Below are 15,435 nucleotides of genomic sequence, written 5' to 3'. Positions count from 1 at the left end.
CATGAAAAAGCCGACGACCGTCGGCTTTTTCATGTCTGGCAGAGGGGCTGCTATCAACCCGACCTGCCCTGCTGCTGCACCTGCACCATGCGTGGTGGCTGCGCCAGTTCGACACCCTCGGCACGCAGGCGATCACGCACGCTTTCATTGAGCATGAAGATCACCGGCCAGTAGTCGCCGGCCGAGGTCCACATGCGCAGCGACAGGTTGATCGAGGTCTCGCCCAGGCTGGACACCACCACGACCGGTGCCGGATCCTGATGCACCCGCGCGTCCTTGGACAGCGCCAGCAACACGTCTCGGGCCTTGGACAGGTCAGCGTCATAATCGAGCTTCACGTCGTACAGCACCTGGCGGGTCGTCTGCCGTGAGTGGTTGGTGATGATGCCGTTGGACAGCGTGCCGTTGGGCACGATCACCACCTTGTTGTCGCCGGTACGCAACACGGTGTGGAAGATCTGGATGTAATCGACGGAACCGGAAACACCCTGAGCCTCGATGAAGTCACCGGCCTTGAACGGTCGGAACAGCATGATCAACACACCGCCGGCGAAGTTCGCCAGGCTGCCCTGCAGCGCCAGGCCGATGGCCAGACCGGCAGCACCGATCACGGCGATGAACGAGGTGGTTTCCACACCGATCATCGAAGCGACGCTGATGATCAACAGCACTTTCAGGATGATGCTGGCCAGGCTGCCGATGAAGCTGCTCAGGGCACGGTCGACCTTGCGGCCGTCCATCAATGCGCTGACCTTGTTGGTGAGTTTGCTGATCAGCCACCAGCCAATCAGCAAGGTGAAGATGGCCAGGGTCAGCTTGCCACTGTACTGCAGCAACACCGGGATCCAGGCCTGCGACATGACGACCAACTGGTCGACGCTCATATCCATCTGGCACTCCTTCTAGGGCGTGAAACGAAAACGCCATGGCAGATCCTCACCAGCGTGAGCTGACGTCTCGGCGCAAGCTGCGTTGCTGCATGAAACGTCAACGGACCCCAACCATGGCGTTCGCGAGAGCGTTACAGAATGTGCGACGTCGTTGCCACGGTCAGGTTCAATAATCCTGACCGAGCAAGACACCCGTATTCCGTCAGTCGCGGAAGTTGTTGTACTGCAGAGGCATCTCGAAATTCTTGCCGCGCAGGGAGGCGATGCAGTCCTGCAGGTCATCGCGCTTCTTGCCGGTTACCCGCACCTGCTCGCCCTGAATGGCGGCCTGCACCTTGAGCTTGGCGTCCTTGATGTGCGCGACGATCTTCTTCGCCAGTTCCTTGTCGATGCCTTCGCGGAACTCGACCTCCTGCTTGACCACCTTGCCGGATGCATAGGCATCCTTGGTTTCCATGCACTGACCATCGATCTTGCGCTTGATCAGGCAGGAACGAATGATTTCGAGCATCTGCTCGAGCATGAAATCGGCTTCGGCAGTCAACGTGACCGCCTTGTCCTTGACCTCGAAACTGCATTTGCCGCGCAGATCGAAGCGCCGCTCCAACTCCTTGGCCGCGTTATCCAGGGCGTTGGTGAGTTCGTGTTTATCCAGCTCCGACACCACGTCGAACGAGGGCATGGAATTACTCCTGATAAAAGGCGCGATTGTGGTCGGAATGTCATTCTCGATCTATCGTGAGTGGGGCAAGCCGGTGTCGACTCCTTGCGATTGTTTCGCCTGGAGTCTTGATCCGGCTGGGCGCCAGTTCGCGAGATCGTGAATAAGTTCTCCGCAAATCGCGCGGATGGCTTGACGATAAAATTGGCGCGATCATTATATCCGCTCTGATACAGACCGTTCGGCGTTGTATTGGTTACTCCCCCCCTCGACCCGTTTTCTTGCCTGTGAGTGCCATCCATGCCCAACCCCCATCTCAGCATTCTGGTGGTGGACGATGCCAAGTTTTCCAGTGCCATCATCGGCCGGGCGCTGAGCCAGGCTGGCTATCAGGACGTACGCTTCGCGAGTAGCGCTGCGGAAGCCATCAGCAACCTCGAACAACGCCCAGCCAGCGTGCTGCTGGCCGACTGGCTGATGCCAGAAATGGACGGCCTCGAACTGACCGGACGGGTGCGCCAGCTCGACGAAGCGGCCGAGCACTACACTTACATCATCCTGCTGACCGGCAAGGAGGGCGAGAACGTACTGAACGAAGCCTTCGACCGCGGCGTCGATGATTTCATCAGCAAGTCGGCGATGAACGAACAACTGCTGCCACGGGTGTTCGCCGCCGAACGCCTGTGCAACACCCTGCAACGCCTGCTGCAGGAAAACGCCCTGCTGCTGCAGAACATCGCCAGCCTGGAAGAACGCAACCTGGTCGATCCCCTCACCGGCCTGGGCAACACCCGTTACCTGAAGCAGAAGATGGCCGACAGCCTGCGCCAGGTGGAATCGCGTGGTGGTGCCCTGTGCTACCTGCTGATTGGCTTGCAGGGCGTCGATGAACTCAGTGCCCGACATGGCACGACCTTCCACAACGAGCTGCTGCGCAGCGTGGCCCGCCGCCTGCAACAGCTGGTGCGCCCACTGGATGTGCTGGTGAGCCTGGATGACCGTCACTTCGCCCTCATCACCCTGCTCGAAGACCTTCAGGAATGCTCGCCAAGCAGCTTCAAGCGGCTGCATGAAGGCCTCAACCTCAAGGCCTTCAAGACCAGCGAAGGCTTCATCTCGCTCAAGGCCGGCATTGCCGTGGTCGGGCTGGATGGCAAGGCCATGCCCATGGAACAGCAACAACTGCTCGACCTCGCCGCGCGCCTGCTTCCCGAGGCCCACGCCAGCGGCCGCGTCACCGCGGTCCGTCTGCCACGCACATGAGTTGGCACGTGCTCGGCGCAGGCAGCCTGGGCAGCCTGTGGGCCGCGCGCCTGTCTCGTGCCGGCGTGCCGGTGCAACTGATCCTGCGCGATGAACGGCGCCTGGCGTCCTATCGCCAGACGGGTGCACTGACCCTGGTCGAGGGAGACCACGCCAGCCAGCACGTCATCCCGGCGCGCAGCCTTGCTGACGACACGCCCATCGAGCGCCTGCTCTTGGCATGCAAGGCCTACGATGCAGCGAACGCGATCGAGCGTGTCGCCCATCGCCTCGCCCCGGGCGCCGAAGTGATCCTGCTGCAGAACGGCCTGGGCAGCCAGGACGAAGTGCTCGAAAGGCTCCCCGGCCGGCGTTGTCTGTTCGCCTCCAGTACCGAAGGGGCTTTTCGCGACGGTGACTGGCGCGTGGTGTTCGCCGGCCAGGGGCATACCTGGATCGGAGACCCCGCCGACATCACCGCGCCGAGCTGGTTGATCGACCTGCAGCGCAGTCGCATTGCTCATACCTGGAGCCCGGACATTCTCGCGCGCCTGTGGCGCAAGCTGGCGCTCAACTGCGCGATCAACCCGCTGACCGTCCTGCATGGCTGCCGCAATGGCGAGCTTGCCGGCTACCGTGAGGACGTCGACGGGCTATGTGCCGAGCTGGAGGTTCTGCTGCGCGGTTGCGGTCAGGCCGAAGCGGCTGAACATCTTCAGGCCGACGTCTGGCGAGTGATCGAGGCCACCGCGGCCAATTACTCGTCCATGTACCAGGACGTCGCCGGGGGCCGGCGCACCGAAGTCAGCTATCTGCTCGGCTACGCCTGCACGGCGGGTGACCGCCACGGCCTGTCATTGCCACGGTTGCATGCCCTGCAGCAACGCCTGCTCGCCTATCTGCACAGCCGCGGATTACCGCGCCACTGAGCCCGAACCGGGGCCGTCGACGCTTGCGCGCAACGGTTAACAGGCCCTAACCTGCCCCCTTACCTGCCAATACGACAAAACCCAATGCGCCTGCGCCACCGCCTGAAGAATCTACCCGTTGGCCGTAAACTGCTCGCTGCCCTGCTGGTGCTACTGGCGGCAGTGCTGGTGGTGGCCAACATGACCTTCATCAGCGCCGCCTACTGGATTTCTCAGGAGAGCGTTGCCCCCCAGGCATTGCAAACCCTCAGCCGACTGATCGCCAGCCCCGCCCTGAGTCACGAAGCCCTGAGCTCACGGCAGGCCGCAGGCGATCTGCTGAAACGCCTGGACGGCTACGCGCCGCTGCGTGCCGCGGTGATCTACGACGCCAACGGCGACAGCCTGGCGCAGTTGCAGCGCGGCGAAAAACTGCAGCTGCCATCGCGGGTCGACGACCTCGACCACTGGCGCCTGGGCGAATTTCGCGCCAACCAGCTGGTCCAGCTGCCGCAGGCCGATGCGCCACCCGGCTACCTGCTGCTGGTCGCCTCCAGCGAGCTGCCTGGTGCGTTCTACACCGGCACCGTCACCGCCAGCCTGGTGATCCTCGGCTTCAGTCTGGTGCTGTGGCTGCTGGTGGCGCGGCAGATCCGCCGCCTGGTCACCAGCCCGATCAAGCGACTGGAAGAGCTGACCCGCCAGGTCACCCGCGAAGAGAATTATTCGCTGCGGGCGCGGCGCGGCAATCAGGATGAAATCGGCAGCCTGGCCGAAGCCTTCAATACCATGCTGACGCGCATCGAGGCCCGTGAACAGCAGCTCAAGCGCGCCCGTGACGATTCCGAGGAGGCCTACAATCAGGCCCAGGGTCTGGCCGAGGAAACCCGCCTGTCGAACCGCAAGCTGGAACTCGAGGTGCAGGTCCGCAGCAAGATCGAGAAGAAGCTCACCGGCTTCCAGAACTACCTCAACAGCATCATCGACTCCATGCCCTCGGCCTTGATCGCTCTGGACGAACAGCTCTACGTCGCGCAATGGAATCAGGAGGCCAGCGCCCTGTCCGGCACCTCTCTGGACGAGGCGGTGAACCAGCCGGTGTTTCTCGCCTTTCCGCTGCTCAAACCCTATCTGTCCAAGCTCAAGCGCACGGCCGAACAGCACCGGGTGGAGAAGATCGAGCGGGTTACCTGGATCCGCGATGACGAGCCTCACCATTACGCCCTGACCTTCTACCCGCTGATCGGCAGCATCGGCCGCGGCGTGGTGATCCGCATCGACGACATCACCCAGCGCCTCAACCTCGAAGAGGTCATGGTGCAGTCGGAGAAGATGCTCTCCGTCGGCGGTTTGGCCGCCGGCATGGCGCACGAGATCAACAACCCGCTGGGCGCCATCCTGCACAACGTGCAGAACATCCGTCGACGTCTGTCGCCCGAACTGCCGCGCAATCAGGAACAGGCCGAAGTGGCTGGCGTCAGCCTGCCAGCCATCGATCAGTACCTGACGGCGCGGGAGATTCCCATGCTGCTCGACGGCATCCAGCAGGCCGGCACGCGAGCCTCGAAGATCGTCACCCACATGCTCAGCTTCAGCCGCCTCAGCAACCGCCAGTTGGCACCCTGCCAGTTGCCGGCGCTGATCGACCAGGCCGTGGAAATCGCCAGCAACGACTTCGACCTGACCGAAAGCTTCGACTTCAAGAGCCTGATGATTCAGCGCGAGTTCGATCCGGCACTGGGGCCGATCCCCGGCATCGCCAACGAACTGGAACAGGTGCTGCTCAACCTGCTGAAGAACGCCGCCCAGGCCATCCACCTGCGCGACGACGACAGCGTCCCTGGCAAGCTCATCCTGCGCACACGCCTGGCGCCGCCATGGGCCGAAGTGCAGGTGGAGGATAACGGCGTGGGCATCCCAGAGGCGGTACGCAAGCGCATCTTCGAACCCTTCTTCACCACCAAGGAAGTCGGCCAGGGCACCGGTCTGGGGCTTTCCGTCTCCTACTTCATCGTCACCAACAATCACAAGGGCCAGATGGAAGTGCACTCACGCACCGGCCAGGGCACCTGCTTCACCCTGCGCCTGCCCATCGGTATCAGTAGCTGAACCCTCGCCACGGAGACCCCATGGGCTATCGACTGTCGAAAATCTACACACGCACCGGCGATGCCGGAGAAACCGGGCTGGCCGACGGGCGCCGGGTCGCCAAGGATCACCCGCGCATCGAAGCCATCGGCGAAGTGGACACCCTGAACAGCCAGCTTGGGCTGCTGCTGGCCGAGCTGATCGAGCAGCAGCCCCGCTACCCGGGTTTCGCCGAGCTGATCGAGGTGTTGGCGCCCTGTCAGCATCGCCTGTTCGATCTGGGTGGCGAACTGGCCATGCCGGACTACCAGGCGCTGCAGGCCGTCGAGATCGAACGCCTGGAGACGGCCATCGATCGCTGGAACGAGGAAGTGGGACCACTGACGAACTTCATCCTGCCAGGTGGCTCGCGACTGATCGCCCAGGCTCACCTGTGCCGCAGTGGCGCGCGCGGCGCCGAGCGCCGTTGCGGGCAGCTCAATGCCATCGAACCGCTGCGTGGCGAGCTGCTGGCCTACATCAACCGATTGTCGGACCTGCTGTTCGTGGCGGCACGGCTGATCGCCAGGCGCCAGGGCGTCGACGAAGTGCTCTGGCAGGCGGCCACTAAAGCCTGAGGACGCTCTCGAAACGCCTCGGTTCACCGCTCAACGGATCGGCAAACGACAAGCCGCGGGCCAATAGCTTGAGCGGCCGGCTGTAATCGTCGGGGTCACCTTCGCTGCTGCTCACCTCGGGATAGAAGGGGTCATTGAGGATCGGCGCCCCCAATGCAGCCATGTGCACCCGCAATTGGTGCTTCTTGCCGGTGACCGGCTCGAGGCCGTACAGCCAGCAGTCAGCGCGTCGTTCGAGTACGTCGATGCGCGTGCGGGTGTTGGCCACGCCCGGCGCTTCGCGCATGCGGAAGAACGGCTCGCCCGCCTCGAAACGGGTCTCGCGCAGTAACGGAAACCGCACCTGCGGCAAAGGCGCCGCCAGCGCCTCGTAACGCTTGCCGATGTGGCGCTCGCGAAACAGCGCCTGGTAGCGCCCCCGCGTCTGCGCATTGGTGGAAAACAGCACCAGCCCGGCGGTATGCCGGTCGATCCGGTGCAGCGGCACCAGATCGGCATTGCCGGTGCGTTTGACCAGCCGTGCCAGCAAGGTCTGCTCGACATAGGCGCCTGCCGGCATCACTGACAGGAAATGAGGCTTGTCGGCAACCAGCAGATGATCGTCGGCATGCAGGATCGCCTCCTCGAACGGGATGAGCGGCTCGGCTGGCACCTCACGAAAATAGTGCACACGCAAGCCGACCCGGTAGGGGTGATCGGCAGTGATGGGCGCGCCCTGCGCATCCAGCACCCGGCCCCTCGCCATGCGCTCCAGCCAGATTTCTCGTGAAATCGCCGGGAAGTGCGCGCACAGACAATCGAGCACGGTCGCCCAGGGCCCCGCCGGCAGATGCAGGGTGCTGGGGCGCAAGGAGCCGGACGGGTGATCGGATGCGGACATGCAAAGGCTCCGGGAGCGGTTATCGGGGGGCGATCAGATACAGGCAGATCGACAGCGTCACCAGCGACCCCAGGGTCGACAGCAGGATGGTACTCGACACCTGGGTGCCTTCACGCCGATAGAACTCGGCAAGCATGAATGGCCCGGTGCCGGTGGGCAGTGCACTGAGCAGCAAGGCGGCATGAGTCCACATGGGTGGCAGGCGGAAAACATGAACAGCGAGCACCCAGGTGATCAGCGGATGAGCGATCAGCTTGATCAGCACCAGGCCGATACCGCGCTGCTGCGCGCCCTCCTGCCGCTGCGCCAGGAACAGTCCCAGCGCGATCAGCGCACAGGGGCCGGTAGCGGCGGCGAGCAACTTGAGAAACTGGTGCAGCGGCCCGGGCAGCGGCTGCGCCGTCGTCGCCCATAGCGCACCGAGCAGCGGCGCCATGACGATGGGGTTCTTCAGCAACGCGATAGAGACCTTGCGTACCGCCAGCAGGACGCTCTTTTCGTTCTGCAAGCCAACCTCGATGCACACCACCGCCAGGGCGAACAGCACGCAGATGACGATCAGGCAGGCAATCAGTGCCGGCTCCATGCCTGCATCGCCGAACACCAGCAGACACAGCGGGATGCCCATGTAACCGGTATTCGCATAGGAGGCGCTCAGCCCCTGCACGCTGGCATCGGCCAGGCTGCCGGTACGACGCAGGCGCCACAGCAACACCACGGCGAAGATACCCAGAGTGGCGATGCCATAGGCGAGGATGAACCCCGGCTGCCAGATCGCCTCCCAGACGACCGTCGCCATGGCCTCGAAGAGCAGCGCCGGCAGGCACAGCCAGACCACCATACGGTTTATCTCGGACGCCGCCGTGGCGCCAAGCAGGCCCAGCCGCCGACAGGCGAAGCCGGCGAGGATCAGCGCGAAGACCGGCAGGATGACATTGAAGACCGAGGCCATGGGCCGGAGAACTCTCAGCGAAAACGGACAGACGTACTGCCGCCCGGAACAGGCAGCAGATCGTGGTTATTGCTCGGGCCAGAAGGCGCGAATTCCGGCAACGCCCTGCGCGCCAGCCTGCCAGGCTTGCTCGCTGTGCTGCGGGCCGACTCCACCGAGCAAGTAACACGGCTGGTTGAAGCCCTGCAGCAGCTCGGTTGCCTGCTCCCAGCCCAAGGGCTGTGCATCGGGGTGGCTCTGGGTCGCCTGCAACGGCGACAGCGTGACGAAATCGGCGCCGATCTGTGCCGCCAACTGCAACTCCTCGGCGCTGTGGCAGGACGCCGCCAGCCAGCGGTCCGCCGCCAGCGGACGACCCTTGGCGGCATACTTGCGCAATTGCTCGGCCGTCAGGTGCCAGCCGGCAGCGGGAAAATCGCCAAGCCACTCCAGGGGCCCCTTGAGCATCAATTGCGCCTTGCCGGCGCACAGCCCCTGGATGTCCACGGCAAGATCCCGGTACTGAGCATCGAACATCGCCGGGGCACGCAACTGGATCAGCCGCGCGCCACGGCCGATGGCTGCGCGAATGCCCGCCAGCAACTGCGGCCCATCCAGGCCATCCGGGGTGATCAGGTACTGCTCGGGCAAACGGGCGGCCGCCACGATTGGCCGGTTGGCAGCCGGGAAATCGTAATCGCCCAACTGCCGGGCACTCACCCAGGCCAGTGGCTGACCTTCGGCGCCGTGAGGCTCGCCACTGAAACGGCTGACCTCCCAGACGTCCAGCAGGACGTGCTTGTCGACATAGTCGTGGCGCACCTGGATCAGTGGCCGTGCACTTTCCGGGCGAATGCCCAACTCCTCGTGCAGCTCGCGGGACAAAGCAGCCAGCACGGCCTCGCCCTCCTCGACCTTGCCCCCCGGAAACTCCCAGAGCCCGCCCTGATGCTTGTCGTCGGGACGCCTGGCGATGAGGATGCGACCATCCTCACCACGAATCACCGCTGCCGCTACATGCACGCGCTTCACGTTCACTCCTTCAAGGCTGCCTGTAACCAGCGCTGGAACGCCGGCCACTGAAAAATGGTTTCCACATAGGCCGCGGCATCTTCGGGCAGTTGCACGGCATAACTGCGCAGGCGGCTGGCCACCGGCGCGAAATAGGCGTCGGCGATGCTCAGTTCACCGAACAGATAAGGGCCACTCTGGCCAAAACGCTGACGACAGGTTGCCCACAAGGCGATGACCCGCTGGATATCGCCCTGCACGTCATCGGCAATGCTGGCCAGCGGCGTATTGCGCTGCATGTCCATGGGCATATGACTGCGCAACGCGCCGAAACCGCTGTGCATTTCCGCGCAGACGGAACGCGCCATGGCCCGAGCCGCTACATCACGCGGCCACATGGCAGCCTCGGGAAAGCGCTCTGCCAGGTACTCGGCGATGGCCAGAGAGTCCCAGATCACCCCGGCGTCATCGGTCTCGAGCACTGGCACCTTGGCGGTCGGCGAATGGGCCTGCAGGCGCGCGTGGGTATCGGCACGAAACAGCGGCACCAGGGTTTCCTGATAGTCCGCGCCACTGAGTTCGGCCAGCAACCAGCCGCGTAGCGACCAGGACGAGTAGTTCTTGTTGCCTATCAGCAATTGCAGCGGCATGTGCGCTCTCCAGCGGTCAGAAGAAACAGAGCGACAGCTTCGCCGCTACCTGCCGTGAAGGCAAATTCCGCTCGCTCATGGGGCCATGCGCGAGCGGAATGGGGGCCAGCTACCGACTGCAAACCTCGAGAGGCAAGCAGGTGCGGACCATCAATCCGCGCGAAGCCTGGGAATGGCCTACCTCAGGTGCGGTATTCGGCGTTGATCTTCACGTACTCGTGGGACAGATCGGTGGTCCAGATGGTCTCGCTGCAGGTGCCGCGACCCAGCTCGATGCGGATGGTGATTTCCGCTTCGGCCATCACCGCCGAGCCCTGCTCCTCGGTGTAGCTGCTGGCCCGGCAACCCTTGCTGGCGATGCACACATTACCGAGGAACACGTCGATCTTGCTGACGTCGAGCTGCGCCACACCGGCGCGGCCGACGGCCGCGAGGATGCGCCCCCAGTTGGGGTCGGAGGCGAACAACGCGGTCTTGATCAACGGCGAATGGGCCACGGAATAGCCGACATCCAGACACTCCTGATGCGTCGCCCCCCCGTTGACCTGCACGGTGACGAACTTGGTCGCGCCTTCACCGTCACGCACGATGGCCTGGGCCACGTCCATGCACACCTCGAACACCGCCTGCTTGAGGGCCGCGAACAGCGCCCCGCTGGCCTGGGTGATTTCCGGCAGCGCTGCCTGACCGGTGGCGATCAGCATGCAGCAATCGTTGGTGGAGGTATCGCCGTCGATGGTGATGCGGTTGAACGACTTGTTCGCCGCATCGCGCAGCAGATCCTGCAGCACGCCCTGGGCGACCTTGGCGTCCGTGGCGATGTAGCCGAGCATGGTGGCCATGTTCGGCTTGATCATGCCGGCGCCCTTGCTAATGCCGGTGACGGTGACCGTCACGCCTTCATGGCTGAACTGGCGGCTGGCACCCTTGGGCAGGGTATCGGTGGTCATGATGCCGGTAGCGGCATCGGCCCAGTTGTTCACCGAGAGGTTATCCAGAGCGGCCTGCAGCGCACCCTCGATCTTTTCCACCGGCAGCGGCTCACCGATCACCCCGGTGGAGAACGGCAGCACTTCGCTCTCGTCCACACCGGCCAGGGCGGCCAGACTGGCGCAGGTACGCATGGCGTTCTGCAGGCCCGGCTCGCCGGTGCCGGCATTGGCATTGCCCGTATTGGTCAGCAGGTAGCGAACGCTGCCGGACGTGCGTTTCTTGGCCAGGATCACCGGCGCCGCGCAGAACGCGTTGAGGGTGAACACACCTGCCACGCTGCTGCCTTCGGCACAGCGCATCACCACCACATCCTTGCGCCCAGGGCGCTTGATGCCGGCGGAGGCGATGCCCAGTTCGAAACCTGGAACCGGGTGCAGGGTAGACAGCGGGCCAAGACCAACAGCCATGGGGAAGCTCCTCGAATTAGGTGGAATTGCACAGCATGTTCGATGCGAAAACGCCGCGAAGAGGCTAGCCCTCGCGGCGTTGGGATTTTACAGCTCAGGTAAAGAACCTGATCACGACCTTGCGAGCTAGAGACCTGCAAGGCGAAAACAGGCGAGGAAGCGGAGTGTACTTTTGTACATGAGCATTCCGAGCCTGTTTTCAACGCCGCAGGGCCGACGCGCAGCTAGTCGTGTTCAGGTTCTCAGTTGACCTGACCGTGGCAGTGCTTGTACTTCTTGCCGGAGCCGCACGGGCAGAGCTCGTTGCGACCGATCTTCTGCTCGGCACGCACGGGGGCGCTGGCAACCGCGACATCGCCGCCATCCTGCGCTTCGGCTTCAGGCTCTTCGAGCGCGGAAACTTCATCGTGCTGGAACTGCATGCGCTGAGCCAGGGCTTCGGCATCGCGACGCAGACGGGCTTCTTCCTCGGCCGGATCCTCGCGGCGAACCTGCACGTGCGAGAGCACGCGGATGGCATCGCGCTTGATGGAGTCGAGCAGTTCCTGGAACAGGGTGAAGGACTCGCGCTTGTATTCCTGCTTCGGGTTCTTCTGCGCGTAACCGCGCAGGTGAATACCGTGACGCAGGTGATCCATGGTCGACAGGTGGTCTTTCCACAGGTCGTCGAGTACACGCAGCAGAATCTGCTTCTCGAAGGTACGCAGAGCCTCGGCACTGGCCTGGGTCTCTTTCTCGTTGTAAGCCTCGATCAGCTCCTTGAGGATGCGCTCGCGCAGCGTGTCCTCGTACAGCTTGTCGTCTTCGTCGAGCCACTGCTGGATCGGCAGGCGCAGGTTGAAGCCAGCGTACAGCGCCTCTTCCAGACCGGCGATATCCCACTGCTCAGGCAGCGACTGCGGCGGCATGTGGGCGTTGATGGTGTTGTCCAACACTTCCTTGCGGAAGTCCTCGATGGTCTCGCCAACGTTGTCGGCGGTCAGCAAGGTGTTGCGCATGTGGTAGATCACCTTGCGCTGTTCGTTGGCCACGTCATCGAACTCGAGCAATTGCTTGCGCATGTCGAAGTTGCGGCCTTCGACCTTGCGCTGCGCCTTCTCGATGGCGTTGGTCACCATGCGGTGCTCGATGGCTTCGCCGGCCTGCATGCCCAGCGCCTTCATGAAGTTCTTCACCCGATCGGAGGCGAAGATGCGCATCAGGCTGTCCTCCAGCGACAGGTAGAAACGGCTGGAGCCGGCATCACCCTGACGACCGGCACGGCCACGCAGCTGGTTGTCGATACGGCGCGATTCGTGACGCTCGGACGCGATCACGTGCAGGCCACCCGACTCGAGTACCTGCTGGTGACGTTTCTGCCAGTCGGCCTTGATCTGGGCGATCTGCTCGGGAGTGGCGTTCTCCAGCGCCGCCACTTCGACTTCCCAGTTGCCGCCCAACAGAATGTCGGTACCACGACCGGCCATGTTGGTCGCGATGGTCAGTGCGCCTGGGCGACCGGCCTGGGCGATGATCTCGGCTTCCTTCTCGTGGAACTTGGCGTTGAGCACCTTGTGCTCGATGCCTTCCTGCTCCAGCAAGCGCGACACGTACTCGGACGTCTCGATGGTCGCGGTACCGACCAGGATCGGCCGGCCCTGGGCCTGGCATTCCTTGATGTCGTTGATGATCGCCGCGTACTTCTCTTCCTGGGTCAGGTAGACCAGGTCGTTGAAGTCCTTACGGGAAATCGGCTTGTTGGTCGGAATGACCATCACGTCCAGACCATAGATCTGGTGGAATTCGAAGGCTTCGGTATCAGCGGTACCGGTCATTCCCGCCAGCTTGTTGTACAGGCGGAAATAGTTCTGGAAGGTGGTCGAGGCGAGCGTCTGGCTCTCGGCCTGGATGTTCACGCCTTCCTTCGCTTCGATGGCCTGGTGCAGGCCTTCGGACAGGCGACGGCCCTGCATGGTACGACCGGTGTGTTCGTCGATGAGGATCACCTGACCGTTCTGCACGATGTACTCGACGTTGCGCTGGAACAGGGTGTGAGCGCGCAGGCCGGCATACACGTGGGTCAGCAGGCCGAGGTTGTGCGCCGAATAGAGGCTCTCGCCTTCGGCCAGCAGACCTGCCTGGGTCAGCATGTCTTCGATGACCTGATGACCTTCCTCGTTGAGTTCGACCTGGCGGCTCTTCTCGTCGACCTTGTAATGGCCTTCCTGAGTGACCACGCCCTCTTCTTCCTCGATGTGCAGCTTGAGACGAGGAATCAGCTTGTTGATCTCGGTGTACATCTTGGAGCTGTCTTCGGCCTGGCCGGAGATGATCAGCGGTGTACGCGCCTCGTCGATGAGGATCGAGTCGACTTCGTCGATCACGGCGAAATTCAGCTCGCGCTGGAATTTCTCTTCCACGCTGAACGCCATGTTGTCGCGCAGGTAATCGAAACCGAATTCGTTGTTGGTGCCGTAGGTGATATCGGACGCATAAGCGGCGCGCTTCTCGTCCGGCGGCATGAACGGGGTGACGATGCCGACCGACAGGCCGAGGAATTCATACAGCGGACGCATCCAGTTGGCGTCACGGCGAGCCAGGTAGTCGTTGACCGTGACCACGTGCACGCCCTTGCCTTCCAGGGCGTTGAGGTAGACGGCCAGGGTGCCGACCAGGGTCTTGCCCTCACCGGTACGCATCTCGGCGATCTTGCCTTCATGCAGGGTCATGCCACCGATCAACTGGACGTCGAAGTGGCGCATGCCCATCACGCGCTTGCCGGCCTCGCGGGCGACGGCAAAGGCTTCGGGCAACAGTTGATCCAGGGTTTCGCCTTTGGCCAGGCGGGCCTTGAATTCTTCGGTCTTGGCGCGCAGTTGCTCATCGGAGAGTGCGAGCATCTGCTCCTCGAATGCATTGACGGCCTGAACCGCCTTGAGCAGGCGCTTGACCTCACGCTCGTTCTTGCTTCCAAAGAGTTTTTTCAACAAAGGCGCAAACATATCGACAGGATCTTCCACGCTATGGATGGAGGGCGGCCCCGTGAGTCGCCCATGCAGCCCTCATGGCTGCGTGCGAAGGGGGCATTCTACCCGGAAACGGAATGGATGAAAGCGGCGTTATTGGCACAGGGCCATCGGCTGCTGCACGAAGTTGGCAGCGACCACCCTCGTCACTCTTCGTCGCTGACTCGCGCAATGTAACTGTGCGGATTGACCAGTTGCCCGTTACGGCTGACTTCGAAGTGAACGTGATTGCCCGTCGAGCGCCCGGTACTGCCCACCGTTGCGATGGCCTGACCGCGCTGAACCAGGTCACCGACCTGCACACGATTGCTGCGGTTGTGCGCATACAGCGTGACATAGCCATCGGCATGGCTGATTTCCACGGTGTTGCCATAGCCGTTGCGACGCCCGGCGAAAGTCACCACGCCAGCGCCGACCGCGACCACATCGCTGCCCGCCTTGGCAGCGAAATCCACGCCCTTGTGCACACTGGCACGCCCGGTCAGCGGATCGACCCGATGACCGAATGGCGACGACACGTACCCCTGCAGCACCGGATGGCCCGAGAGCATCACCGCCTCATCGATACGCCGATCGGCCAGCAACTGCTCCAGCACCTCGAGCTGCTGCTCGCGGCTGTCCATGCGCATTGCCAGCTCATCCAGAGAACTCATGAACGGTGGCGGCGCGTAGGCAGCGCCCCCAATGGGCTCTTCAGGCCCACCCTGACCGACGCCGAGGGAGAAATCGAACTCGCTGGCGTCCAGCTCCGCCAGTTCGGTAAGCCGCTCGCCAAGAGCATCGAGCCGAGTCAGCCGGGCCTGCAGCTCGGCGACGTGGGCGGCGAATGCATCCAGTTGGCGCTGTGCATCGATACGCACAGCACCCACTTCGTCACGCTGGGCATCGAGAGCCTGAGTGATCTCGACGCTTTCCGGCAGCCCTGTCGGCTTCGGTGCCAGCCAGGCGCCCACTGCGGCACCTCCGCCAACCGCCAACGCGACCAACAACGCCAGGCCGATCGCCAGCCAGCGCAGATCGAGACTGAGCGAACGTGCGGCGCCGTGACGTCGACTGAGCAAAATGATGTGCATGACATCCCCATGTAAAAAAGGTGGAACCAGAGTGGTCAGCAAGGTTCTGCTACCATGACGGCCCCAAGAATTTGCAGGC

The 15,435-nt window shown here is 63.2% G+C and carries 12 protein-coding genes and 1 pseudogene; 4 read left to right on the top strand and 9 right to left on the bottom strand.

Annotated elements, in window-relative coordinates:
* Positions 1–53 precede the first annotated feature (53 nt).
* Together QRN22_RS22010 and QRN22_RS22005 are read right to left on the bottom strand one after the other, a co-directional pair.
* Positions 54–890 carry a mechanosensitive ion channel family protein gene (locus QRN22_RS22010; RefSeq protein WP_042554937.1) on the bottom strand — a complete coding sequence of 279 codons (837 nt, stop codon included), beginning with the start codon at positions 888–890 and terminating at the stop codon, positions 54–56.
* 202 nt (positions 891–1,092) lie between these two features.
* A complete protein-coding gene (locus tag QRN22_RS22005) occupies positions 1,093–1,572 on the bottom strand; it encodes a YajQ family cyclic di-GMP-binding protein (protein ID WP_042554936.1) in 480 nt (159 codons plus the stop codon).
* Positions 1,573–1,845: 273 nt separating this feature from the next.
* Between QRN22_RS22005 and QRN22_RS22000 the strand changes: the two are divergent.
* The 4 genes and pseudogenes from QRN22_RS22000 to QRN22_RS21985 all read left to right on the top strand — a co-directional run.
* Positions 1,846–2,814: pseudogene (locus QRN22_RS22000) on the top strand (response regulator); the annotation flags it as partial.
* On the top strand, positions 2,811–3,722 hold the full coding sequence (locus tag QRN22_RS21995) for a putative 2-dehydropantoate 2-reductase (protein WP_042554934.1): 912 nt from the start codon (positions 2,811–2,813) through the stop codon (positions 3,720–3,722). The pseudogene QRN22_RS22000 and the gene QRN22_RS21995, both read left to right, overlap by 4 nt.
* 84 nt (positions 3,723–3,806) lie before the next feature.
* Positions 3,807–5,810: a sensor histidine kinase gene (locus QRN22_RS21990; protein ID WP_042554933.1), complete on the top strand. Its 2,004-nt coding sequence runs from the start codon at positions 3,807–3,809 to the stop codon at positions 5,808–5,810.
* 20 nt (positions 5,811–5,830) lie between these two features.
* On the top strand, positions 5,831–6,406 hold the full coding sequence (locus tag QRN22_RS21985) for a cob(I)yrinic acid a,c-diamide adenosyltransferase (RefSeq protein WP_042554932.1): 576 nt from the start codon (positions 5,831–5,833) through the stop codon (positions 6,404–6,406).
* Here the strand turns inward: QRN22_RS21985 and QRN22_RS21980 are convergent.
* The 7 genes from QRN22_RS21980 to QRN22_RS21950 all read right to left on the bottom strand — a co-directional run bounded on the left by QRN22_RS21980 (position 6,396) and on the right by QRN22_RS21950 (position 15,356).
* A complete protein-coding gene (locus tag QRN22_RS21980; protein ID WP_042554931.1) occupies positions 6,396–7,286 on the bottom strand; it encodes a pseudouridine synthase in 891 nt (296 codons plus the stop codon). The two genes, QRN22_RS21985 and QRN22_RS21980, sit on opposite strands and share 11 nt — an antisense overlap.
* Before the next feature lie 19 nt (positions 7,287–7,305).
* The gene (locus tag QRN22_RS21975; protein ID WP_042554930.1) at positions 7,306–8,238 is read right to left on the bottom strand and encodes an AEC family transporter; all 933 of its coding nucleotides are present in this window, start codon (positions 8,236–8,238) and stop codon (positions 7,306–7,308) included.
* Between the two features lie 66 nt (positions 8,239–8,304).
* Positions 8,305–9,249: a Nudix family hydrolase gene (locus tag QRN22_RS21970; protein ID WP_042554929.1), complete on the bottom strand. Its 945-nt coding sequence runs from the start codon at positions 9,247–9,249 to the stop codon at positions 8,305–8,307.
* Between the two features lie 2 nt (positions 9,250–9,251).
* Positions 9,252–9,878, bottom strand: a complete 627-nt coding sequence (locus tag QRN22_RS21965; RefSeq protein ID WP_042554928.1) for a glutathione S-transferase family protein — start codon at positions 9,876–9,878, stop codon at positions 9,252–9,254.
* Positions 9,879–10,060: 182 nt separating this feature from the next.
* Positions 10,061–11,278: a bifunctional glutamate N-acetyltransferase/amino-acid acetyltransferase ArgJ gene (argJ, locus tag QRN22_RS21960; RefSeq protein ID WP_042554927.1), complete on the bottom strand. Its 1,218-nt coding sequence runs from the start codon at positions 11,276–11,278 to the stop codon at positions 10,061–10,063.
* Between the two features lie 242 nt (positions 11,279–11,520).
* Positions 11,521–14,259 (bottom strand): preprotein translocase subunit SecA, encoded by a 2,739-nt coding sequence (gene secA, locus QRN22_RS21955; protein WP_042554926.1) that lies wholly within the window; start codon positions 14,257–14,259, stop codon positions 11,521–11,523.
* 170 nt (positions 14,260–14,429) lie between these two features.
* On the bottom strand, positions 14,430–15,356 hold the full coding sequence (locus QRN22_RS21950) for a M23 family metallopeptidase (RefSeq protein ID WP_042554925.1): 927 nt from the start codon (positions 15,354–15,356) through the stop codon (positions 14,430–14,432).
* Positions 15,357–15,435 lie beyond the last annotated feature (79 nt).

It is taken from the genome of Pseudomonas sp. MEJ086 (genome assembly GCF_030209025.1).
Lineage (GTDB): Bacteria > Pseudomonadota > Gammaproteobacteria > Pseudomonadales > Pseudomonadaceae > Aquipseudomonas > Aquipseudomonas fulva_A.
This window is presented reverse-complemented; position numbering and strand designations above follow the sequence as displayed.